At 69.8% G+C, this 21450-nt stretch carries 20 protein-coding genes; 8 read left to right on the plus strand and 12 right to left on the minus strand.

All coding sequences use genetic code 11. From position 1 onward, the window contains the following. Positions 1-32: 32 nt before the first annotated feature. From GGQ96_RS12495 to accD, 4 genes are read left to right on the plus strand one after another with little or no spacing between them, the layout of a single operon-like run. Positions 33-668, plus strand: a complete 636-nt coding sequence (locus GGQ96_RS12495; RefSeq protein WP_184115241.1) for a phosphoribosylanthranilate isomerase — start codon at positions 33-35, stop codon at positions 666-668. After that, positions 665-1894, plus strand: coding sequence for a tryptophan synthase subunit beta (trpB, locus tag GGQ96_RS12500; protein WP_184115243.1), 1230 nt, complete (start codon positions 665-667; stop codon positions 1892-1894). The genes GGQ96_RS12495 and trpB overlap by 4 nt, the downstream gene beginning before the upstream one ends. Further along, complete coding sequence (gene trpA, locus GGQ96_RS12505; RefSeq protein ID WP_184115245.1) at positions 1891-2691, plus strand: tryptophan synthase subunit alpha; 801 nt, start codon at positions 1891-1893, stop codon at positions 2689-2691. The genes trpB and trpA overlap by 4 nt, the downstream gene beginning before the upstream one ends. Beyond that, positions 2688-3545, plus strand: a complete 858-nt coding sequence (gene accD / locus GGQ96_RS12510) for an acetyl-CoA carboxylase, carboxyltransferase subunit beta (protein WP_184115247.1) — start codon at positions 2688-2690, stop codon at positions 3543-3545. Before trpA ends, accD begins: the two co-directional genes overlap by 4 nt. On the opposite strand, the gene GGQ96_RS12515 is transcribed toward accD, so the two are convergent. Then, complete coding sequence (locus GGQ96_RS12515; protein WP_184115249.1) at positions 3542-4213, minus strand: HPP family protein; 672 nt, start codon at positions 4211-4213, stop codon at positions 3542-3544. The two genes, accD and GGQ96_RS12515, sit on opposite strands and share 4 nt — an antisense overlap. A gap of 115 nt (positions 4214-4328) precedes the next feature. On the opposite strand from GGQ96_RS12515, the gene GGQ96_RS12520 reads away from it, so the two are divergent. Further along, positions 4329-5636, plus strand: coding sequence for a bifunctional folylpolyglutamate synthase/dihydrofolate synthase (locus GGQ96_RS12520; RefSeq protein WP_184115251.1), 1308 nt, complete (start codon positions 4329-4331; stop codon positions 5634-5636). 66 nt (positions 5637-5702) lie between these two features. After that, positions 5703-6128 carry a DUF6628 family protein gene (locus tag GGQ96_RS12525; RefSeq protein ID WP_184115253.1) on the plus strand — a complete coding sequence of 142 codons (426 nt, stop codon included), beginning with the start codon at positions 5703-5705 and terminating at the stop codon, positions 6126-6128. A 4-nt stretch (positions 6129-6132) separates the two neighbouring features. Here the strand turns inward: GGQ96_RS12525 and recR are convergent, their stop codons facing one another. Then, entirely contained in the window at positions 6133-6729 is a 597-nt protein-coding gene (gene recR, locus GGQ96_RS12530; RefSeq protein ID WP_184115255.1) for a recombination mediator RecR, read from the minus strand. A 53-nt stretch (positions 6730-6782) separates the two neighbouring features. On the opposite strand from recR, the gene fmt reads away from it, so the two are divergent. Both fmt and truA read left to right on the plus strand, forming a co-directional pair. Beyond that, positions 6783-7691, plus strand: a complete 909-nt coding sequence (gene fmt / locus GGQ96_RS12535; protein WP_184115257.1) for a methionyl-tRNA formyltransferase — start codon at positions 6783-6785, stop codon at positions 7689-7691. Then, on the plus strand, positions 7688-8425 hold the full coding sequence (gene truA, locus GGQ96_RS12540; RefSeq protein WP_184115259.1) for a tRNA pseudouridine(38-40) synthase TruA: 738 nt from the start codon (positions 7688-7690) through the stop codon (positions 8423-8425). Before fmt ends, truA begins: the two co-directional genes overlap by 4 nt. Here truA and GGQ96_RS12545 read toward each other — a convergent pair. The 10 genes from GGQ96_RS12545 to GGQ96_RS12590 form a co-directional block, all read right to left on the minus strand. After that, on the minus strand, positions 8415-9581 hold the full coding sequence (locus tag GGQ96_RS12545; RefSeq protein WP_184115261.1) for a class I SAM-dependent RNA methyltransferase: 1167 nt from the start codon (positions 9579-9581) through the stop codon (positions 8415-8417). The two genes, truA and GGQ96_RS12545, sit on opposite strands and share 11 nt — an antisense overlap. Further along, positions 9578-10963: an NAD(P)H-hydrate dehydratase gene (locus GGQ96_RS12550; protein WP_184115263.1), complete on the minus strand. Its 1386-nt coding sequence runs from the start codon at positions 10961-10963 to the stop codon at positions 9578-9580. The genes GGQ96_RS12545 and GGQ96_RS12550 overlap by 4 nt, the downstream gene beginning before the upstream one ends. A gap of 49 nt (positions 10964-11012) precedes the next feature. Then, the gene (ilvD, locus tag GGQ96_RS12555; RefSeq protein ID WP_184115265.1) at positions 11013-12731 is read right to left on the minus strand and encodes a dihydroxy-acid dehydratase; all 1719 of its coding nucleotides are present in this window, start codon (positions 12729-12731) and stop codon (positions 11013-11015) included. A 62-nt stretch (positions 12732-12793) separates the two neighbouring features. Continuing rightward, positions 12794-13144, minus strand: a complete 351-nt coding sequence (locus GGQ96_RS12560; RefSeq protein WP_184115267.1) for a response regulator — start codon at positions 13142-13144, stop codon at positions 12794-12796. A 64-nt stretch (positions 13145-13208) separates the two neighbouring features. After that, the gene (locus GGQ96_RS12565; RefSeq protein ID WP_184115269.1) at positions 13209-15584 is read right to left on the minus strand and encodes a hybrid sensor histidine kinase/response regulator; all 2376 of its coding nucleotides are present in this window, start codon (positions 15582-15584) and stop codon (positions 13209-13211) included. 75 nt (positions 15585-15659) lie between these two features. Next, the gene (locus tag GGQ96_RS12570) at positions 15660-17684 is read right to left on the minus strand and encodes a M13 family metallopeptidase (RefSeq protein ID WP_184115271.1); all 2025 of its coding nucleotides are present in this window, start codon (positions 17682-17684) and stop codon (positions 15660-15662) included. Between the two features lie 174 nt (positions 17685-17858). Then, on the minus strand, positions 17859-19943 hold the full coding sequence (locus GGQ96_RS12575; RefSeq protein WP_184115273.1) for a M13 family metallopeptidase: 2085 nt from the start codon (positions 19941-19943) through the stop codon (positions 17859-17861). A gap of 78 nt (positions 19944-20021) precedes the next feature. After that, positions 20022-20579: a DUF2062 domain-containing protein gene (locus GGQ96_RS12580; RefSeq protein ID WP_184115275.1), complete on the minus strand. Its 558-nt coding sequence runs from the start codon at positions 20577-20579 to the stop codon at positions 20022-20024. Next, positions 20579-21061, minus strand: coding sequence for an SsrA-binding protein SmpB (gene smpB, locus GGQ96_RS12585; RefSeq protein WP_184115284.1), 483 nt, complete (start codon positions 21059-21061; stop codon positions 20579-20581). Before smpB ends, GGQ96_RS12580 begins: the two co-directional genes overlap by 1 nt. 77 nt (positions 21062-21138) lie before the next feature. Then, the gene (locus GGQ96_RS12590) at positions 21139-21435 is read right to left on the minus strand and encodes a hypothetical protein (protein WP_184115286.1); all 297 of its coding nucleotides are present in this window, start codon (positions 21433-21435) and stop codon (positions 21139-21141) included. Positions 21436-21450: the final 15 nt, after the last annotated feature.

Genomic DNA, 21450 nt, shown 5'->3' on the forward strand with positions numbered 1-21450 from the left:
TCGCCATCTGTCCGGGCGGCTATAGGGCGGCGATGCCCACCACCGCCAAGATTTGCGGGCTGACCACGCCCGAGACGATCGGCGCCGCCATCCGGGGCGGCTCCAGCCATATCGGCCTCGTCTTCTTCCCGCCCAGCCCGCGCCATCTGGACTTCGATCGCGCCGCCGGGCTCGCCGCGCCGCTGCCCGACTCGGTGACCCGGGTCGGCGTCTTCGTCGACCCGGACGACGCGATGCTCGACCGGGCGATCGCGGCGGGCCGGCTGCATACGCTCCAACTCCACAAGACCGCGCCCGCCCGCGTCGCCGCCATCGCCGGCCGCACCGGGCTGGAATGCTGGTCCGCCGTCGCGGTCCGCACCCGCGCCGACCTGGATGAGGCCCGGCATTTCATCGGCGCGGCGACCCGCATCCTCTACGACGCCAAGACGCCGCCCGGCGCGGCGCTGCCCGGCGGCATGGGCCTGCGCTTCGACTGGAACCTGCTCGACGGCTTCCGCCATCCCCTACCCTGGGCGCTGTCCGGTGGCCTCGACCCGGTCAACGTCGCCGAGGCGATAGCGCGGACCGGCGCGCCGCTGGTGGATGTTTCTTCCGGTGTCGAGCGCGCGCCGGGCGTCAAGGATATGGACAAGATCGCCGCCTTCCTTCAGGCGACGCAGGCATGAACGCGCCCAACTCCTATACGACGCAGCCCGACGATCGCGGGCATTTCGGGGCTTTCGGCGGCCGCTATGTCGCCGAGACGCTGATGCCGCTGATCCTCGATCTCGAACGCGAATATCGCGCCGCCAAGGCCGACCCGGCGTTCCAGGCCCAGTTCGACGACCTGCTCGAACATTATGTCGGCCGGCCGAGCCCGCTCTACTTCGCCGAACGGCTGACCGAGGCGCTGCGCGTCGGCGCGCCCGAGGGAATGGGGGCCGAGGTCTGGTTCAAGCGCGACGAGCTGAACCATACCGGCGCGCACAAGATCAACAACACGATCGGCCAGATCCTGTTGGCGATCCGCATGGGAAAGACGCGGATCATCGCCGAGACCGGCGCCGGCCAGCACGGCGTCGCCACCGCGACCGTCTGCGCGCGCTTCGGCCTGCCCTGCGTCGTCTATATGGGCGCCAAGGATGTCGAGCGGCAGCAGCCCAATGTCTTCCGCATGAAGCTGCTCGGCGCGGAGGTGCGCGCCGTCACCTCGGGCGCGCAGACGCTGAAGGATGCGATGAACGAGGGGCTGCGCGACTGGGTCGCCAACGTCCACGACACCTTCTACATCATCGGCACCTCGGCCGGTCCCGCGCCCTATCCGGAGCTGGTCCGCGATTTCCAGAGCGTGATCGGGCGCGAGGCGCGCGCCCAGATGCTGGCGCGCACCGGCCGTCTTCCGGACCTGCTGGTCGCGGCGATCGGCGGCGGATCGAACGCGATCGGCCTGTTTCATCCGTTTCTCGACGATCCCGAGGTCGCGATGCTCGGCGTCGAGGCGGCGGGCCACGGCCTGGACAAGGACCATGCCGCCAGCCTGGCCGGCGGCTTCCCCGGCGTGCTCCACGGCAACAAGACCTATCTGCTGCAGGATGCGGACGGGCAGATCACCGAGGGCCATTCGATCTCGGCCGGTCTCGACTATCCCGGCATCGGCCCGGAACATGCCTGGCTTCGCGACATCGGCCGCGTCGAATATGACAGCGCCACCGACACCGAGGCGCTCGACGCCTTCCAGCTGCTCTGTCGGACCGAGGGCATCATCCCCGCACTGGAGCCAAGCCACGCCATCGCCGCCGTCGCGCGGCGCGCGCGGACGATGCGCCGCGATCAGGTGATCCTGGCCAATCTGTGCGGGCGCGGCGACAAGGACATCTTCACCGTCGCCGACGCGCTGGGGGTGGCGATATGAGCCGCCTCGCCATCGCCTTCGCCGCCGACCGGCCGGCGCTGGTCGCCTTCGTCACCGCGGGCGACCCGACCCCGGCGGCGACGCCCGCCATCCTCGACGCATTGGTCGCGGGCGGCGCGGATGTGATCGAGCTGGGCATGCCCTTCACCGATCCCATGGCCGACGGCCCCGCCATCCAGGCGGCGAATATCCGCAGCCTGGCCGCCGGCACCACCACCGCCGATATCCTCGCCCTCGCCGCCGACTTCCGCGCGCGCCATCCGCAGGTGGCGCTGGTGCTGATGGGCTATGCCAATCCGATGCTGCGACGCGGTGCCGACTGGTTCGCCGCCGCCGCCCACCAGGCTGGCGTCGATGGCGTGATCTGCGTCGACATTCCGCCTGAGGAGGACGATGCTCTCGGGCCGCAGCTGCGCGCAGCCGGGGTCGACCTCGTCCGTCTCGCCACCCCGACCACCGACGAAGCCCGCCTGCCCCAGGTGCTGGGCGGCGCATCCGGCTTCGTCTATTATGTCTCGGTCGCGGGCATCACCGGCCTGCAACAGGCGGCGCAATCCTCGATCGAGGCGGCGGTCGCGCGGCTCAAGCAGCATTGCGACCTGCCCATCGCGGTCGGCTTCGGCGTCCGCACCCCCGAACAGGCCGCGGCCATCGCCCGCGTCGCCGATGGCGTCGTCGTCGGCTCGGCGATCGTCGAACTGGTCGCGCGCGACGGAGCCGATGCGCCCGCCGCCGTCACCGCCTATGTCCGCACTCTCGCCGATGCCGTCGCGTCGGCCCGCAAGGTACCCGCATGAGCTGGCTGAACAGCGTCCGCAACGCCCTTCCCTTCGTCGCCAAGAAGGAGACACCCGACCATCTCTGGCACAAGTGCAAGGGATGCGGGCAGATGATCTTCACCAAGGAGCTGGCCGAGAACCTCTATGTCTGCCCGCGTTGCGAGCATCATGAGCGGATCGGCCCCAAGGTCCGCTTCGCGCAAATCCTCGATCCCGGCAGCTGCGACGAACTGCCCGCGCCCCGAGTGCCGGAGGACCCGCTCAAATTCCGCGATTCGAAGCGCTATGGCGACCGCATCCGCGCCGCCCGCGCCGCCACCGCCGAACCGGACGCGCTGATCAACGCGCGCGGCACGATCCTCGGCCGGCGCGTCGTGATGGGCGTGCAGGACTTCGCCTTCATGGGCGGATCGATGGGCCTGGCGGTCGGCGAGGCGTTCGTGCGCGGCGTCGAGGCGGCGATCGCCGATCGCAGCCCGTATCTGATCTTCACCGCCGCCGGCGGCGCGCGAATGCAGGAGGGCATCCTCAGCCTGATGCAGATGCCGCGCAGCACGGTCGCGATCCAGATGCTGCACGATGCCGGCCTTCCCTATATCGTCGTTCTGACCGACCCGACCACCGGCGGCGTCACCGCCTCCTATGCGATGCTGGGCGACGTGCAGATCGCCGAGCCCGGCGCGCTGATCGGCTTCGCCGGACAGCGCGTGATCGAGAGCACGATCCGCGAGAAGCTGCCCGAGGGGTTCCAGCGTGCCGAGTATCTGCTCGACCACGGAATGCTCGACATGGTCGTGCACCGCAAGGACCTGCGCGAGCGGCTGGCCCAGGTGATCGGCTATCTCTGCGGCAACCGGGCGACGGCGGCCTAGGCCTTGCGTCCGCGTACCCGCGCGGCGGCATGAGCTTCCGCGCGGTTCAGCAGCGTCTCCAAATCCTCGCGCGTGATGTCGAAGGTTTCGTGCATCTCCTCCAGCGCCGCGTCGATATCGGTGGCGTGGAAGCCGGGTACCGGCGCGGGCGCGGGCTGGTGCGGATAGGAGCGTGCGGTCGCGCGGTGGAACATCATCCCCAATGTGACCAGCGCGATCGAGTTGATCCCCACCGGCACGAAGGCGAAGTCATAGCCGGCCGCGTGAATGCCCTGGCTGCCGATCACCGCGGTCAGCGCCGCTGCCCCGCCCGGCGGATGCAGACAGCGGAGCAGCGACATGACGAAGATCGCACCGCCCACCGCCACCGCCGCGGCGATAGTCGGCTGCCCGATCAGCTTGAACGCCGTCACTCCGGCCAGCGTCGACAGGATATTGCCGCCCACCACTGGCCAGGGCTGGGCGAGCGGGCTGGCCGGGACGGCGAAGACCAGCACCGCCGATGCGCCCAGCGGCGCGACGATGATCGGCAGGTCGACTCCCGTCATCGGCACACCCGCGCACACGACCATGGTCAGGCCGATCCCGACCGCCGCGCCCAGACAGGCGATCAGGCGCTCGGGCCAGTGCGCCCCGGCGAGCAGCAGGTCGAGGAGGCGATTGTTCATGATACTGGACCGGAAGGAGAAATCACGGGCGCGCTGTAAACCGTGTCGGCCGCGAAGGCCAAGACAGGATCGCCCGGTTCCCGGCCGCCCCGAACCACGCTAGGACGCCGCCATCATGGCCGACCACGCAGTCTCCGCCCACCCCGCCGTCCAGGCGCAGCTCGACCGCCTCACCTCGCTGTCGCCGGGGGCAGACCTGTTGGGCTTGGATCGGATCAGCCGGCTGCTCGCACGGCTGGGCGACCCGCACCACGCCATGCCGCCTGTCTTTCACGTCGCCGGGACCAACGGCAAGGGATCGACCTGCGCTTTTCTACGCGCCGCGATCGAGGCGAGCGGCCACAGCGTCCACGTCTACTCCAGCCCCCATCTGGTCCGCTTCAACGAACGGATCCGGGTCGCCGGCACGCTGATCGCGGACGAGACACTGGCCGGCCTGCTTGCCGAGGTGCTGGACGCCGGTGGCGATATCGGCCCCAGCTTCTTCGAGGCGACGACCGCGGCGGCGTTCCTCGCCTTCGCCCGCACCCCGGCCGCCGCGACGATCGTGGAAGTCGGCCTGGGCGGGCGGCTGGATGCGACCAATGTCATCGTCGCCCCCGCCGTGACCGGCATCGCCGCGCTGGGCGTCGATCACCAGGCGTTCCTGGGCCGCGACGCCGTGACCATCGCGGGCGAAAAGGCCGGAATCGCCAAGCCGGGCGTGCCGCTGGTAACGATGGACTATCCTCGCGCCTCCGCCGAGCGGATCGCCGCCGTCGCAGGCGCGGCCGGGGCCCCGGTCATCGCCCGCCGCCGCGACTGGCAGAGCGAGACCGCGCGCACCACGATGCGCTACAGCGATCCGGGCTTCTCGGTCGTGACCCGTCGGCCGCGGCTGGTCGGGCCGCACCAGGGGCGCAACCTGGCGCTAGCGATCGCGATGCTGCGCCACCAGGGCGCGCTCCACATTCCTGAGGCGAGCTACCGTGCGGCGGCTGACTGGGCGCAATGGCCTGCCCGAATGCAGCGCTTGGGCGACGGGCCGCTCGCCGCGCGTTTGCCGCCCGGTTCCGAGCTGTGGCTCGACGGCGCACACAACCCCTCCGCCGCCGCGCCGGTCGCGCGCGCGCTCCGCACCATCGCCAAGGGTCGGCCGGTGACCCTGATCATGGGCATGCTGGCGAACAAGGATGCCGGCGACGTCCTGCGTCTGCTCGCCCCCGGCTGTCACCGGATCGTCTGCGTGCCGGTGCCGGGCCATGACCATCACGCGCCGGACCATCTGGTGTCGGTCGCCGAGCGCTTCGGCCTGGCAAGCGACAAGGCCCCCGACCTGCCCGCCGCCATGGCCGCGGTCAGAGAAGGCGGCATCGTCCTGATCGCCGGCTCGCTCTACCTCGCCGGCGAGGCGCTTCGCCTGAATGACGAAACGCCCAGTTAGTTGCTATTGACTTGCAATAACGAACTAGCGAACATGGCTTCCTACCCTGTCGAGGAGGCCCGTACGATGACGACGACCACCGAAACCGCCACCCTGATCCCCCATGCGCTGCCCGCCTGCCCGAATGCCCGCATCATCCTGTTCTCGGTGCGGCGGATGGGCGCGCATGGCGTCGGTGACGCACGCGTCGGCCACCTGTTCTTCTCCAGTTTCGGCCAAGCCTTTCGCCGCCCGCTCACGCTGATGCGTACGCTGATGGTCGAGCTGGCCAGCGGCGCGGCCGGCACGATCGCCATCGCGCCCTGCTGCTGCGCGCGGATGACCACGGCGGAGGCGGCGCTGCTAACGATCCTGGCGCGGATCGAGACGCAGCCGGACTCGGCCCGCTTCCTGATGACCGACCTGCTCGGCACACGGCGGGTGGAGCCGGCGCTGATGGCGGCGGCGGCGGTGGCCGCGGCCTTTGCCGACGAAGGCCGCCCCGTCGGCTGACGCGTCAGGCGATCGGCCGCCGCGCGCGGAGTGCCTGGGCTAGGGTGCCCTCGTCCAGATAATCCAGCTCACCCCCGACCGGCAGACCGTGCGCGAGCTGGGTGACGCGAACCGGAAAGCGCTCGATCCGGTCGGCGAGGTAATGGGCGGTGGTCTGGCCCTCCAGCGTGGCGTTCATCGCCAACACCACCTCGTCGATGCCGCCCGCCTCGATCCGGCGGACCAGCGAGTCGATCGCCAGATCCTCCGGCCGCACGCCCTCCAACGCGGACAGCCGTCCGCCCAGCACGTGGAAGCGGCCGGGGAACAGCCGCGACCGCTCCAGCGCCCAGAGATCGGCGACCTCCTCGACCACGCAGAGCGAGCGCGCATCGCGGCGTGGGTCGGCGCAGATCGCGCACGGATTGGCGGTGTCGACATTGCCGCAGGTAGCGCAGGTCTCCAGCCGTTCGTCGACCTGCTCCAGTGCATGGCGCAGCGGACCGAGCGCCGCCTCGCGCTTCTTGAGCAGATGCAGCACCGCACGACGCGCCGAGCGCGGTCCCAGACCGGGAAGGCGCGCCAGCGCCTGGGTCAGCGCTTCGATTTCGGGAGAGGCCATGCGGAACAGATAGGGGGTTGCGCCGCCGCCCGCCAGCGCGTTGAAGGCGCGTCATGCGGATCGTCTTCATGGGAACCCCCGACTTCGCCGTGCCGACGCTGGAGGCGCTGGTCGCCGCCGGCCACGACGTCGTCGCCGTCTACAGCCAGCCTCCCCGACCGGCCGGGCGACGCGGCCGCGCGCTCGTCGCCTCGCCGGTGCAGCAGGCCGCGGAACGGCTGGGTATCGCGGTGCATGTGCCGGTGTCGCTGCGCGACGGGCCAACACAGGCGATCTTCGCGGGCCACGCGGCGGAGGTCGCGGTGGTCGCCGCCTATGGCCTGATCCTGCCGCGCGCGGTGCTGGATGCGCCGGTCCATGGCTGCCTCAACGTCCATGGCTCGCTGCTGCCGCGCTGGCGGGGGGCTGCCCCGGTGCAGCGCGCGATCCTGGCCGGCGATGCCGAGACCGGCGTCGGCATCATGCAGATGGAGGTCGGGCTCGACACCGGCCCCGTCCGGCTGGAGGGCCGCACGCGCGTCGCCGGCAAGACGGCGGGCGACCTGTCCGCCGAATTGGCCCGGCTCGGCGCGCGTCTGATGGTCGAGGTGCTGGCCGACCTGCCCGGCCACCCGCCGATCGCGCAACCCGAGCAGGGCATCACCTATGCCGCCAAGATCGACAAGGCAGAGGCGCGGCTGGACTTCGCCGAGCCGGCGGTCGCGGTGGAGCGGCGGGTGCGGGCGATGAACCCGGCCCCCGGCGCCTGGTTCGAATGGCAGGGCGAGCGGATCAAGCTGCTGGCCGCCGAGATCATCATTGGCGATGGAGCGGCGGCAGGCACCGTGACCGACGATCGGCTGACCATCGCGTGCGGCGCGGATGCGATCCGGCCGGTGCTGGTCCAACGCGCCGGACGCGGCGTGACGAACGCCGCCGACCTGCTGCGTGGCTTTCCGATCCCGGCGGGCAGCACGCTGTGACCCGCTTCGCGCTGACCATCGAGTTTGACGGCCGACCCTTCATGGGCTGGCAGCGCCAGTCGCACGGCCCCTCGGTGCAGCAGGCGCTGGAGACGGCGGCCCATGCGATCACCGGCGAGCCGGTGGCGGTCCATGCCGCCGGGCGCACCGATGCCGGCGTCCACGGGCTGGCGATGCGCGCGCATTGCGACATCGGCAAAGCGATCACCCCCTTTCGCCTGATGGAAGCACTCAACGCTCGGCTCCGTCCGCACCCAGTCGCGGTGCTAGCCTGCGAGGTCGTGGCTGACGACTGGCATGCGCGCTTCTCCTGCCTGGGCCGATCGTACGAATATCGCATCGTCAATCGCCGCGCGCCGCTGACCTGGGAGGCGGGGCTCGCGTGGCAGGTCCCGCAAATGCTGGACGAAGGCGCGATGGCCGCGGGCGCGGCGCATCTGCTCGGCCGCCACGACTTCACCACCTTCCGCTCCGCCCATTGCCAGGCGGACAGCCCGGTGCGCACGCTCGACACGCTCAGCGTCACCCGGACAGGCGACCGCATCGCGATCCGGGCTGCCGCCCGTTCGTTCCTGCATCACCAGGTCCGCTCGATGGTCGGCTGTCTGGCCATGGTCGGCATGGGCCGCTGGACGCCCGACCGGGTCGGCGAAGCGCTGGCGGCGCGCGACCGCGCCCGGCTGGGGCTCAATGCTCCGCCGGACGGGCTGTTCTTCACCGGCGCTATCTACTGAAGCAGGCGGCAAGCTCGACATGGGTCGACCAGCGGAACTGGCCGACCGGCTGGACCCAGTCGATCCGCCAGCCCGCATCGACCATCAGCTTCGCATCGCGCGCGAAGCTGGACGGATTGCACGAGACATAGGCGATTCGCTTCACCAGGCATTGGGCCAGCGCCGCCGCCTGCTCGCGCGCGCCGGACCGCGGCGGGTCGATCACCACCGCGTCAAACCGGTTCAGCTCGGCCACGGTCAGCGGCCGGCGATACAGATCGCGATGCTCCGCGAAGACCGGCCGCTGGCGCGCATTGGCCGCCAGCTTCAACGCCATCAGCGCATCGCGCGCGCCCTCCGCCGCATAGACCTTGGCGGGCAGCGCCAGCGCGAAGGTGCCGAGCCCCGCGAACAGGTCCGCCACCGTCTTCGCGCCCGTCGTCGCCTCCCGCACGGCCGCGACCAGGGCCGCTTCGCCCTCGCACGTCGCCTGGAGGAAGCTGGCCGGGGGCAAACCGACCGGGATGCCGCCCAGCGTGATCGTCACCGGCTGCGGCTCCCAGCGCGTTTCCGGACCATCGCCGCCATCGACCGCGAAGCGGGCGACGCCGTGTTTCGCGCAGAAATCGTTGAGCGTCTCTGCCGCCTTCAATCCCTCCGGCGCAAAGCCGGTGACCAGGATGTCCGCGCCCTGGTCCGCCAGCGTCAAATGCACGTCCGCTCGCCGCTTCAACCCCATGCGCTGGAGCAGCGAGCGGAGCGGCGCGACCAGCGCCAGCAGCGCGGGCGCCAGGATATGGCATTCGCGCAGGTCGACGATCGCATGGCTTTGCGCGGCGGTGAAGCCCAGCAGCCCCTTGTCGGCATGGAGCGTCGCCCGGCGCCGCGTATCGGGGGGCGACACCAGGGGCGCGCGGACCGGCGCGCTCAGCCCCTGCCCGTCCAGCGCGCTCGCCACCCGGTCGGCAACGAAGGCGGCATAGCTCGCATCGTCGAGGTGCTGGAGCTGGCAGCCGCCGCATTGCGGGAAATGGCGGCAGGGCGGCGTCTGGTGGTGCGGACCGGGCGTGACGCTGCCGTCGTCGTTCAGCCAGTCGCCGGGGGCGGCCAGCGCCGCGTGGCGGCCATCGGCGGTCACGCCATCGCCAAGGGCGGCGACGCGCAGGATCGGGGTCATAGGGATGCTCGTGTCAGGGTCAGGGCCGTGGCCAGGTCATCCGCGATAAAGCTTGTACCACAGCGTCGTCCAGCCTCTGCGTGCAACCACACGCCGGCGGCGGCCGCTTCAATGGGCGTGCCGTGCTCGCCCGCCAGCATCGCCGCGATCGCGCCGGTCAGCACGTCGCCGGTGCCGGCGGTCGACAACCAGCTATTGCCGCCGGGATGCACGATCGCGCGGTGGCGGTTGGCGATGACCGTGGTGGCCCCCTTGAACACGACCACGGCGCCAGTGGCGCGGGCGGCGTCGCGCGCCCGGTCGATCACGCTGCCCGAGCCCTCACCGAACACCGCCTTGAACTCGCCGGCATGGGGCGTGAGGATCACCGGGCAGTCACGATCGGGCAACGTCGCCGGATCGAGCAAATGGAGCGCGTCGCCATCGACGACGAGCGGGTGCCGGTCCGCCGCGATCAAGGTCGCGAGCCGCGCGCGCGCCGCTTCGTCCCGGCCCAGCCCGGGACCGATCACGATCGCGCCGATGCGTGGATCGTCCAGGCTGGCCATGTCCGCCAGCGGCCGGTGGACGATCGCGGCCGGTCCCAGCTCCGACGCATCACCATAGAGCGCGGCATAGCCCGCCCCCGACCGCAAGGCCGCCTCAGCCGACAGGCGGGCCGCACCGGCCATCTGTCCGACGACGATCGCGACCATGCCACGGCTGTATTTGTGCGAGTCCGGGTCCGGCGCGGCGAGACGCGGCGGCGCGATCATCGCGACGGCACCGGACAGGTCGTGCGCCGACAGGCCCAGCGGCACGAGCCGGATCGCGCCCATCGTCCGCATCGCCGGTTGCAGCACATGCGCGGGCTTGAGCGCGCCCAATGCCAGGGTCAACGCGTATCCAGGCGCATCCTCCACCAGCAGCGCACCAGAGTCGGTCGCGACGCCCGAGGGCAGATCGACGGCGACGGCGAGCGAGGCGGCCTCCACCAGCCGGCGCAGCGGATCGGCGATCGTCGCATCCAGTGGGCGCGACAGGCCGGTGCCGAACACCGCATCGACAAGGATCGCGGCGGACCGGACATCGGCCAGAGGCTCGACCGGCCCGGTCCAGCGCGCGGCGGCCGCTTTGGCCAGGTCGGACCGGGGCACGTCGGTGCACGCGACCCGCACCCGGTGTCCCATGTCCCGGAGATAGGTAGCGGCGACATAGCCGTCGCCGCCATTGTTGCCAGGCCCGCACAGCACCAGCACCTCGGCGCCAGCGGCGAGACGGCGGACCGCCTCGCCGACGCCGCGCCCGGCCCGCTCCATCAGGCCGGTCAGGTCGCCATGCGCCTGCTCGGCCGCGCGCATGGCGGCGGCGGTGACGACAGGTCCTCCTTCGATCGCAATCATCCCGGTGACCTAGCGTATTGCCGCCCGACTGGCGATGGCGACCCGACGTTCAGATATCCGCGTAGACATGGCGCTCGGCCGCCGCGCCGGGATGCGTCACCGCCCCCTGGTGCGCGGGGCCGACATTCTGCGCATAGCGCCACAAGGCGCCCGAACCATAGGCGTTGACGCGCGGGGTCCAGGCGGCGCGGCGGGTGGCGAGCACATCCTCGTCGACCAGCAGGTCGATCGTCCCCGCCTCGGCGTCGATGCGGATCCGGTCACCCTGCTCGACCAGTCCGATGGGACCGCCCTCGGCAGCCTCGGGGCCCACATGGCCGATGCAGAAACCGCGCGTCGCCCCGGAGAAGCGGCCGTCGGTGATCAGCGCCACCTTCTCGCCCATGCCCAGGCCGTAGAGGGCGGCGGTGGTGGACAGCATCTCGCGCATCCCCGGTCCGCCCTTCGGCCCCTCGTAGCGGATGACGACGACCTCACCTTCCTCGATCAGCCGCGCCTCGACGGCGGCAAACGCATCCTCCTCGCAGTCGAAGACGCGCGCGGGCCCCTCGAACTGGAGGCGCTGCATTCCCGCCACCTTGACGATCGCGCCATCGGGGGCGAGCGAGCCGCGCAGGCCGACTACGCCGCCGGTCGGGCTGATCGGCGTCTGCACGTCGTAGATGACCTTCTGGTCCGGGTTCCAGGTCACCTGGTCGATATTCTCGCCCAGCGTGCGACCGGTCACGGTCAGGCAGTTGCCGTCGAGCAGGCCGCCCGCCAGCATCGTCTTCATCAGCATATAGACGCCGCCGGCCTCGTACATGTCCTTGGCGACATAGCGGCCGCCTGGCTTCAAGTCGGCGATATAGGGGGTGGACTTGAACGCCTCGGCGACGTCGAACAGGTCGAAGTCGATCCCCGCCTCGTTCGCCATCGCCGGCAGGTGGAGCGCCGCATTGGTCGAGCCGCCGGTCGCCGCGACGATCCGCGCGGCGTTGACGAAGGCTTCACGCGTGCAGATGTCACGCGGGCGGATGTTCTTGGCCACCAGCTCCATCACCTGCGCACCAGCCGCGATCGCGATCTGCTCGCGCGACGTATAGGGCGCTGGGACCATGTTGCTGTTGGGCAGCGACAGGCCGATCGCCTCGCCGACACAGGCCATGGTATTGGCGGTGAACTGGCCACCGCACGCGCCGTGGCCGGGGCAGGCGACCTTCTCCAGTTCGTGCACTTCGGCGATCGGACAGGCGCCGGCGGCATATTTGCCGACCACCTCGAACACGTCGACCACGGTCACGTCACGGTCCTTGTACCGGCCGGGCAGGATCGAGCCGCCATAGACGAAGATGGAAGGGATGTTGAGGCGCAGCATCGCCATCATCATGCCGGGCAGCGACTTGTCGCACCCCGCAAAGCCGACCAGCGCATCGTAGCAATGGCCGCGCACCGACAGCTCGACCGAATCGGCTATCACCTCACGGCTGACCAGCGACGCCTTCATGCCCTGATGGCCCATGGCGATGCCGTCGGTGACGGTGATGGTGTTGAACCGGCGCGGCATGCCGCCGCCCTGGATCACGCCGGCCTGCGCGGCATCCGCCTGGCCGTCCAGCGTGGTGTTGCACGGCGCGCTGTTGTTGCCGGCGGAGGCGAGCGCCACGAACGGCTTGGCGATATCCTCCTCGGAGATGCCCATCGCATAGTAATAGGAACGATGCGGCGCACGCTCCGGACCGACGGAGACGTGGCGCGATGGCAGGCGGGCTTTGTCGAACTGGCTCATGGCGCACGCCTATGTCGCCAGAGCGCCCTTCAACGCAAGTAGATTGCGCCAGAAAGGGCCGCTTAGAGCGAGTCGAGCGCCTTGCGCACGCCGTCCATGGTGAAGGGCTTTTGCAGGACCGGGCGATCGCGGAAGCGTTCGTCGACGCTCTCGTCGCTGCCGCCGGTGGCGAAGACGAACGGCACCCCGGCATCGGCCAGCGCCTCCGCGATCGGCGTGCTCTTCTCGCCGCCGCGCAGATTGACGTCGAGGATCGCGGCGTCGATGCCGCCCTGCCCGACGCGTTCCAGCGCGCCGGCCACGGTATCGACGCTTCCGGCCACCCCCTGTTCAAGGACGTCGAGGAAATCCTCGAGCATCATGGCGATCAGGGGCTCGTCCTCGACGATAAGGATTTGCTTCGCAACGGTCATCGCCCGTCTCTTAGCCACGTTCCCGCAAGGGACGCAATGATGGGCGAACCGGCTTTGACGTGAATTAACCGGGACGCAGCAGATCGCGCGCCGCTTCGCCGAGCTGCTGCACGGAGAAAGGCTTGGGCAGGAAGGCGACCTTGTCGATGTCGATCGACTTGCGCAGTTGCTCCTCGGCATAGCCCGACATGAACAGCACCGGCAGCGCGGGATAGCGTTTGCGCACCTCGCGCACCATCGTCGGGCCGTCCATCGTCGGCATCACCACGTCGGAGATCAGCAGGTCGGGCTGGCCGCTGGTGCGCAGCACCTCCAGCGCGGTCTCGCCATTGTCGGCGGTCAGCACCGTATAGCCCTGGCGGACCAGCGCCCGCTCGGCCACGGCGCGAACCATGTCCTCGTCCTCGACCAACAGCACGACGCCGGATCCCCAGGTGTCGCCCTGGCGCGGCAGCGGTTTGGGCGGCGTGCGCAGCGGGTCGGCGACGGCGCTGTGCACCGGCAGGTAGATGGTGAAGGTCGCGCCTTGGCCGGGCTTCGAGTCGGCGAATATCCAGCCACCCGACTGCTTGACGATGCCGTAGACGGTCGACAGGCCCAGCCCGGTGCCCTTACCCAGCTCCTTGGTGGTGAAGAAGGGCTCGAATATCTTGCCGATGATGTCGGGCGGGATGCCGGTTCCCGTGTCGCTGACCGACAATGCGGTATAGTCGGCCGGGGGCAGGATGTCCGAACCCATGGCGCGCACCTCCGCGGCGGTGACGGCGCGCGTCTGGATGGTCAGCCGGCCGCCGCCTTGCGGATTGGCGCTCAGGATCGCGTCGCGAGCGTTGACCGCCAGGTTTACGACCACCTGCTCCAGCTGGCCCGGATCGGCGCGGACCGGTCCCAGGTTGCGACCATGCGTGACCTCCAGCCGCACCGTCTCGCCCATCAGCCGTTTCAGCAGGTTCGACACCTCCGCCACGACATCGGGCAGCTGCAGCACCTGGGGGCGCAACGTCTGCTGGCGCGAGAAGGCGAGAAGCTGGCGGGTCAGGCTGGCGGCGCGGTTCGAATTGGTGCGGATCTGCTGGATGTCGTCATAGTCGCTGTCGCCGGGCGAGTGGCGCATCAGCATCAGGTCGCAATGACCCAGGATCGCGGTGAGGATGTTGTTGAAGTCGTGGGCGACGCCGCCCGCGAGCTGGCCCACCGCCTGCATCTTGGTGGCTTGCGCCACCTCGCGCTTCAGCCGGCTCTCCTCGCTATTGTCCTTGAGGCTCAGCAGCACCGCCGCATCCCCCAGCCCGCGCGCGCCGGCGATGGTCAGCGCCACCGGTTCGTCGGGATGATCCTTCAGCCGGACCGCCATGTCCGCGGAATGGGTGGCGCCGCTGGCGAAGCGGCGGATCGCGTCCGCCACCGCCGACTTGTCCTCACGCACCACCAGGTCGCCCGGATAGAGCGGCGGTGCGGCGGCATCGACGCCGGCCGCGCGGACGAAGGCGGTGTTCATCTGGAGGAAGCGACCGTCGCGGTCCACCAGCGCCATGCCGAACGGCATCAGCGACACCAGGCTGCGGACATGGGCGGAGGCCGACGCACCGATCGCCGGTGCGTCATGGCGGTCGTCCAGGATGGCGAGCAGGATCGGCATGTCCTCACCCTCGCCGAACGGAAGCTGGATCAGCCGCAGCGGCGATCCCTCCAGCCCCTCACGCTCGAAGCGGACCAGGCCCAGGCTGTCGGTGATCAGGCAATGGGCGAAGTCGCGCCCGATGATCGACCCGTTGCCCCCACTCGCCCGGTGCGACAACACGCGCGTCGCCGCCCGCACCCGGCCGTTGGGGGTGAGCAGCGCGACCATCACGCCCCCCTGCCCCAGCCGATCGCCGATCGCGCCGCCCAGCATCGTCTCGATCCGCGCCGCCAGGTCATGCTCGCCGGTCGCGGCGAAGCGCCAGACCAGCACATCGGCGTCCTCGCCCGCGCGGACGACGGTGGCGTCCAGCCCAACCTCCGCGCCGATCAGCCCTTTCACCTCGGCGCGGCCGTCGCGCCAAGCGGTTCGCCCGGCCAGGCCGAGCGCCGCGACGCCGGCCGTGTCGAGCGGGAGGACGGGCGGGGTCGGCAATCCCTCGAACAAGGCCTCATAGGCATCGTTGGCACAGACCAGCCGGCCGGCGCGATCGGTCACCGCCACCGCCGCATCGGTGGTCGCGGCGATGGTGCGGGTGATCGTCCAGTCGATCCGCGCCAGCCCGGTTTCGACCGGTGGCCGCAGCAGCCGCCACGCCGCCACCGCGCCGCCCGCGACGAACCCCGCCGCCAGGAAGCCGCCGGCCATGGCGATGCTGCCGATCGTGACCAGGATCAGCAGCGCCGCCGCCAGCGCCGCCGCCCCGATGGCGAGGGCGGCGGCGCGGATCGACGAAGAGCTGGGTGAGAAGGACGGCATCGCTACCCCGTGTCCACGGGCAATCGCGCGGCGTCAAGCACCGCGCGGATGCCGGCCCCGATCACCAAGGCCCGATCACCAGATGCGGACGCGCTGCTCCGGGGTCAGGTACAACCGCTCGCCCGGCTTGGGCTGATAGGCGGCGTACCAGGGATCCAGATTGCGTACGACCCAGGCGCGCTGTTGCGAGGGGCTGTGCGGATCGGTCAGCAAGCGGTTGCGCAGATTGGCATCGCGATAGTTGCGCCGCCATACCTGCGCCCAGCCGAGATAGAAGCGCTGATCACCGGTGAAGCCGTCGATCACCGGTGCAGCGCGCCCTTTCAGCGAAGCCGTGTATGCATCGTGCGCCACCGACAGGCCGGCCAGGTCCGCGACATTCTCGCCCAGCGTCAGCGCCCCCTTCACATGCAGGCCCGGCAGGGGTTCATAGGCATCATATTGGCGGACCAGCGCGCCGGTGCGCTGCTTGAAGGCGGCGACGTCGGCGGGCGTCCACCAGTCGATCAGGCGGCCCTTGGCGTCGAACTTCGATCCCTGGTCGTCGAAATGATGGCTCAGCTCATGACCGATCACCGCGCCGATGCCGCCATAATTGACCGCCGGATCGGCCTTGGGGTCGAAAAAGGGCGGTTGCAGGATCGCCGCAGGGAAGACGATCTCGACCATGCCGAAATTGGCGTAGGCGTTGACGGTCATCGGCGTCATCCCCCATTCCCAGCGCTGGATCGGCTTGCCGAGATGCCCGATATTATAGTCGTGCAACCACTGCGCCGCGCGCAGCGAATTGCCGAACGCGTCACCCTTGGCGATGCGCAGCCCCGACAGGTCGCGCCAGCGGTCGGGATAGCCGATCTTGGGGGTGAAGGCGGCGAGTTTGGCATGCGCCGCCGTCTTGGTGGCCGGCGCCATCCAGTCCAGCCGGTCGATCCGCTGCCCCATCGCCGCCAGCACGTTGCGCACCAGCGTGTCTGCCGCCGCCTTGGTCTCGGGCGGGAAATAGCGGGCGACATAGACCTTGGACACGTCATCCGACAATGCGGCCGAGGTGAAGGACACCGCGCGCTTCCACCGCTCCTCCTGCTGCGGCGTGCCGGACAGGACCGTGCCGTAGAAGGCGAAATGCTCCTGGTCGAAGGCGCGGGGCAGCACATCGGCGAACTCGTCGAGCGAGCGGAGCAGCAACTGGTCCTTCAGCACCGGCAGCGGCGTCGCGGCAATCAGCGCGGCGATCCCCGTCACCGCGCTCGGCTGCGCGACCACGACGCTGTCCACCGGCGTGCCGACCGCCTTCAGATAGGCGGCGAAGTCGAAGCCCGGGGCGCTGCGTGCCAGATCGGCGACGCTCATCCTGTTATAGGTCTTGTCGCGGTCGCGGCTGTCGATCCGCGTCCAGCTCACCTGCGCGATCCGGGTCTCGAAGTCGAGCACCGCCCTAGCGCGGGCTTCCGCGTCCACTTCGCCCGCCAGCGCCAGCATCCTCGCCAGATGCGCTTGATAGGCGGTGCGCGCCTCGACCAGCTTGGCATCGGCCGACAGATAATAGTCGCGGTCCGGCATCCCCAGGCCCGACTGGCGGACGCCGACGCTATAGACGTCGGACTGGCGCGCATCCTGACCGACGCCGCTGGCGAAGGGGATGCCGACGCCGTTGCGGTCCGCCTGGGCGACCAGGGCGGCATAGCCCGCCTTGTCGCTCAACGCCCTGATCGTGTCGAGCCAGGGGCGGATCGGGGCGAGCCCGCGCGCCTCGATCGCCGCGGTGTCGAGATAGGCGGCATAGGCCTGGCCGATCTTGCTGCCGCCGGCCCCTTCCAGGATGCCGCGCGTCCGGTCGCGCGACAGGTCGGCCAGCGTATCGAACGCGCCATAGCTCGCCTTGTCGGCCGGGATGGCGGTGGTCTTCGCCCATTCGCCATTGGCATAGGCGTAGAAATCATCCCCCGGCGGGGTCGTCTTCATCATGCCCGCCTCGTCGAAGCCGAAACGGCCGATCTGCGGCGTATCGCGGGCCACGGCGGCGGTGGGCGTCTGGGTCTGGGCGTGAAGCGCCACGGCGGAGGCGGCGGCGAGCAGGCTGGCGAGAAGAAGTCGCGTCATGGCGGTCCTGAATAGCTTAGATCCGCCAGCTTCGCGTCTAATCGCCGCATTCGCAATACGTTATATCGGACATCTTCCAAGTAGGGGAAGCATGGCGCCCCCGCGCCCAGCGGCCGTTCCCCTGCCCGGGACGAGGGGTCCCGTTCGCCGTGGCGACGAACGGGACCCGGTCGATCACCAGATGCGGACACGATCGGCTGGCGCCAGATACATTTGCTGGCCCGGCTTGGCGCCGAACGCCGCATACCACGGGTCGAGGTTGCGCACGGTCAGCGTGCGCTCATGCCCTGGCGAGTGCGGGTCCGAGAGCAGCGCCTGGCGCAGCGCCGGCTCGCGCCACTTGGTCCGCCACACCTGCGCCCAGCCCAGATAGAAGCGCTGATCGCCGGTCAGCCCGTCGATCACCGGCGCGGGCTTGCCGCCCAGCGATTTGTGGTAGGCGTCGAGCGCCACCGTCAGGCCCGCCAGGTCGGCGATGTTCTCGCCCAGCGTCAGTTCGCCCTGAATATGCTGGCCGGGGATGGGCTCATAGGCGTTGTACTGCGCGACCAGCTTGTCGGTGAAGCTCTTGAACCGCTCGACATCCTGCGGCGTCCACCAGTCGGTCAACTTGCCGGTGGCGTCGTACTTGCGGCCCTGGTCGTCGAAGTGATGGCTGATCTCATGGCCGATCACCGCGCCGATGCCGCCATAATTGACCGCCGGGTCCGCCTTGGGATCGAAGAAGGGCGGTTGCAGGATCGCCGCCGGGAAGACGATCTCGTTCATCACCGGATTGGCATAGGCGTTGATCGTCATCGGCGTCATGAACCACTCGCCGCGGTCGAGCGGGTGGTCGAGCTTGTTGAGCCCGCGCTGGTATTCGAACGCATTGGCGCGCGCGACATTGCCGACCAGGTCGCCGCGCTGGATCGCCAGCGCCGAATAGTCACGCCATTTGTCGGGATAGCCGATCTTGGGGGTGAAGGCGGCGAGCTTCTCGAGCGCTTTCGCCTTGGTCTCGCGCGCCATCCATTGCAGGTTCTTCAATCGGTCGCCCATCGCGGCGATGACGTTCTTGACCAGCGCGTCGGCGGTCGCCTTCGCCTCGGGCGGGAAATAGCGCGCGACATACTGCTCGCCGATCGCCTCGCCCATCGCGTTGCTGACCGTCGACACCGCGCGCTTCCAGCGCACCTGCTGCTGCGGCGTGCCGGACAACGTGGTGCCGTAGAAGCCGAAATTCGCCTGATCGACCGGCGTAGCCAGATAGGGGGCGTAGGAGCGCAGCACGCGGAGCATCGCCGCATCCTTCAGCACCGGCAGCGGCGTGTCGGCATACACCTTGGCCTCGCCGGTCAGCGCGCTGGGCTGCGCGACCAGATAGGTCGGGCGATTGGCGACGCCCATCGCGGTCAGGAAGGGCTGCCAGGGGAAACCGGGCGCCTTGGCGGCGAAATCGCCGGCCTTCCAGACGTTGTAGGTCGCGTCGGCGTCCCGGCTCTGCACGGCGGTCCAATGGGCGTTGGCGATCGCCTTCTCCATCTGGAACACCGCCGCCGCACGCGCTTCGGCGTTCGGCTCGCCGGCCAGCGTCAGCATCTTCGCCAGATAAGCCTGGTAGGCGGTGCGCACCGCCGCCAGCTTCGGGTCGTCCTTCAGATAATAATCCCGGTCGGGCAGGCCAATGCCGCCCTGCCCCAGGCTGACGACATAGGTCTCGGGCGACTTGTCGTCCTGCCCGACCGACACGCCGACCAGCCCGCGCACGCCCTGACGCTGGAGCTTCGCGATTTCGGTGGCGAGCGCGGTCTTGTCGCCGGCATTCTTGATCGCGGTCAGCCAGGGCTGGACCGGGGTGATGCCCTTGGCGTCGACGGCCGCCTGGTCCATGAAGCTGGAATAGAAGTCGCCGGTCTTGTCGCCCGAACGCTTCTCCGCCGCTTCCAGGATGCCGCGCGTCCGCTCCAGCGACAGGTCCTGGAGGACGTGGAACATGCCATAGGAGGACCGGTCCGCCGGGATCTCGGTCGCGCCATACCAGCGGCCGCTGGCATAGTTGAAGAAGTCGTTGCCCGGCTGCACGCTGGTGTCCCGCCCGGCCATGTCGAAGCCGAAATCGCCGATCTGCGGCTTGTCGGCGCTCGCCGGAGCGACCGGGCCGGCCGCGGCCTTGCCGACGGTCCGGGTCTGCTGGGCCTGCTGCGCGGTGGTCTGCGCGAGGGCGGTGGTGGAAACGGTGGAAGCGAGCAGGATCAGGCCAATCAACGGCGTACGCATCGAGCATCCTCAATCAGGGTCAGTAATGCTGTTGTACGTCGCTAGGACGCCTCGTCAATGCGAGGTTCGTTACAACCGTTACATGCTCTCCTTGTTGTGGCGGTTGCGCCACTTGCGGGCGATCCACAGCCGCCAGCCGAGCGCCGACACGCCATAGCCCAGCACCGCGCCGGCCGCGGCGATGATGACCAGCCCGGTCACCGTCGCCGGTCCCGCCTCCCACAGCCATTGCAGCCAGCCGGTCGCCGCCTCCGCCACCGGCTGCGCCACCACCGGCGCATCGACATGCAGCACCCATCGGCCGATCTGGTAGGCCGCGATCAGGATCAGCGGCGTGGTGAACGGGTTGGTGATGAAGGTCGTCAGCGCCGCCACCGGCACATTGGCGCGGAACGGCAGCGCGATCACCGCCGCGATGGCGATCTGGGCGACCGGGAAGATCACGCCGGCCACCATGCCCAGCGCGACGCCGCGCGGCACCGAGCGACGGGTAAAGCGCCACAGCTCGGGTGCCAGCACGCGGTGCGCGACCGGGCGCAGCATCCGGCTACGCTCCATCGACTCCCGCGTCGGCAGGTTGCGCCGACACCAGCCGGCCGCGCGCTGCCACATGGAGCGCGGCGCGGCCGTGGCCATCAGCCGCGATCCTTCAGGATGCGCTGCGCCTCCCGCTTCCAGTCGCGCTCCTTGATCGCCTCCCGCTTGTCGTGGTTCTTCCGACCCTTGGCCAATGCCAGCTCCACCTTCGCCCGCCCCCGCGAATTGAAATAGACCGACAGCGGCACCAGGGTCATGCCCTCGCGCGCCACCGCGCCGTGCAGCTTGTTTATCTCTCGCTCGTGAAGGAGCAGTTTACGGGGCCGCTTCGCCTCGTGGTTGAAACGGTTGCCATGGCTGAACTCGGGGACGTTGGCGTTGACCAGCCAGACCTGGTTGTCCTTCACCTCGGCATAGCTTTCCGCGATCGATCCCTCGCCGAAGCGCAGCGACTTCACCTCGGTGCCGGTCAGGGCGATGCCGGCCTCGTAGGTGGTGTCGATCGAATATTCGAACCGCGCCTTGCGGTTCTCGGCGACGATCTTCTTCTTGTCGAAGGTGGCTGGTTTCGGGCGCGACATGACGGGCGATGTAGGCGCGCCCGAGCACTTAGGGAAGCGGCCGTTGCGACCGGCGCGGCACGAAGCGCGATCGGATGTCAGAAGGGCTTCGACAGCCGCAGCATCAACCGGTTGCTGGCCACGCCGCCGACGCTACCCTGCTCGACCTCCGCCGCCACCCTGCCGCCGCCGGGCAGCGCCATCGCCGCTTTCGGGACCAGCGGCTCCTGGGGGCGGGGCGGCAGGGACTTGAGGCGGTACCGGTCGTCGTCGCGGCCGCAGACGACGACTTCATCGCTTGCGGCCGGCGTCGCCGCACAGGGCGCATCGGATCGGTGCCGCCGGACGACCGGCAGGACGGGCCCCGAGACCACCTGCAACACGAACCACAGCATCCACCGACCTCCCCC

It is taken from the genome of Sphingomonas abaci, from assembly GCF_014199625.1.
GTDB classification, from domain to species: Bacteria; Pseudomonadota; Alphaproteobacteria; order Sphingomonadales; family Sphingomonadaceae; genus Sphingomonas; species Sphingomonas abaci.

Excerpts from the sequence above, each read along its gene's own strand:
- smpB (WP_184115284.1), bottom strand. The coding sequence starts at position 21,061 with ATGTCGCGCCCGAAACCAGCCACCTTCGACAAGAAGAAGATCGTCGCC.
- GGQ96_RS12525 (WP_184115253.1), top strand. The coding sequence starts at position 5,703 with ATGACGACGACCACCGAAACCGCCACCCTGATCCCCCATGCGCTGCCC.
- GGQ96_RS12515 (WP_184115249.1), bottom strand. The coding sequence starts at position 4,213 with ATGAACAATCGCCTCCTCGACCTGCTGCTCGCCGGGGCGCACTGGCCC.
- GGQ96_RS12550 (WP_184115263.1), bottom strand. The coding sequence starts at position 10,963 with ATGATTGCGATCGAAGGAGGACCTGTCGTCACCGCCGCCGCCATGCGC.
- GGQ96_RS12580 (WP_184115275.1), bottom strand. The coding sequence starts at position 20,579 with ATGGCCACGGCCGCGCCGCGCTCCATGTGGCAGCGCGCGGCCGGCTGG.
- GGQ96_RS12520 (WP_184115251.1), top strand. The coding sequence starts at position 4,329 with ATGGCCGACCACGCAGTCTCCGCCCACCCCGCCGTCCAGGCGCAGCTC.
- GGQ96_RS12545 (WP_184115261.1), bottom strand. The coding sequence starts at position 9,581 with ATGACCCCGATCCTGCGCGTCGCCGCCCTTGGCGATGGCGTGACCGCC.
- GGQ96_RS12590 (WP_184115286.1), bottom strand. The coding sequence starts at position 21,435 with ATGCTGTGGTTCGTGTTGCAGGTGGTCTCGGGGCCCGTCCTGCCGGTC.
- trpA (WP_184115245.1), top strand. The coding sequence starts at position 1,891 with ATGAGCCGCCTCGCCATCGCCTTCGCCGCCGACCGGCCGGCGCTGGTC.
- fmt (WP_184115257.1), top strand. The coding sequence starts at position 6,783 with ATGCGGATCGTCTTCATGGGAACCCCCGACTTCGCCGTGCCGACGCTG.
- trpB (WP_184115243.1), top strand. The coding sequence starts at position 665 with ATGAACGCGCCCAACTCCTATACGACGCAGCCCGACGATCGCGGGCAT.
- GGQ96_RS12570 (WP_184115271.1), bottom strand. The coding sequence starts at position 17,684 with ATGACGCGACTTCTTCTCGCCAGCCTGCTCGCCGCCGCCTCCGCCGTG.
- accD (WP_184115247.1), top strand. The coding sequence starts at position 2,688 with ATGAGCTGGCTGAACAGCGTCCGCAACGCCCTTCCCTTCGTCGCCAAG.
- GGQ96_RS12495 (WP_184115241.1), top strand. The coding sequence starts at position 33 with ATGCCCACCACCGCCAAGATTTGCGGGCTGACCACGCCCGAGACGATC.
- GGQ96_RS12565 (WP_184115269.1), bottom strand. The coding sequence starts at position 15,584 with ATGCCGTCCTTCTCACCCAGCTCTTCGTCGATCCGCGCCGCCGCCCTC.
- recR (WP_184115255.1), bottom strand. The coding sequence starts at position 6,729 with ATGGCCTCTCCCGAAATCGAAGCGCTGACCCAGGCGCTGGCGCGCCTT.
- GGQ96_RS12560 (WP_184115267.1), bottom strand. The coding sequence starts at position 13,144 with ATGACCGTTGCGAAGCAAATCCTTATCGTCGAGGACGAGCCCCTGATC.
- ilvD (WP_184115265.1), bottom strand. The coding sequence starts at position 12,731 with ATGAGCCAGTTCGACAAAGCCCGCCTGCCATCGCGCCACGTCTCCGTC.
- GGQ96_RS12575 (WP_184115273.1), bottom strand. The coding sequence starts at position 19,943 with ATGCGTACGCCGTTGATTGGCCTGATCCTGCTCGCTTCCACCGTTTCC.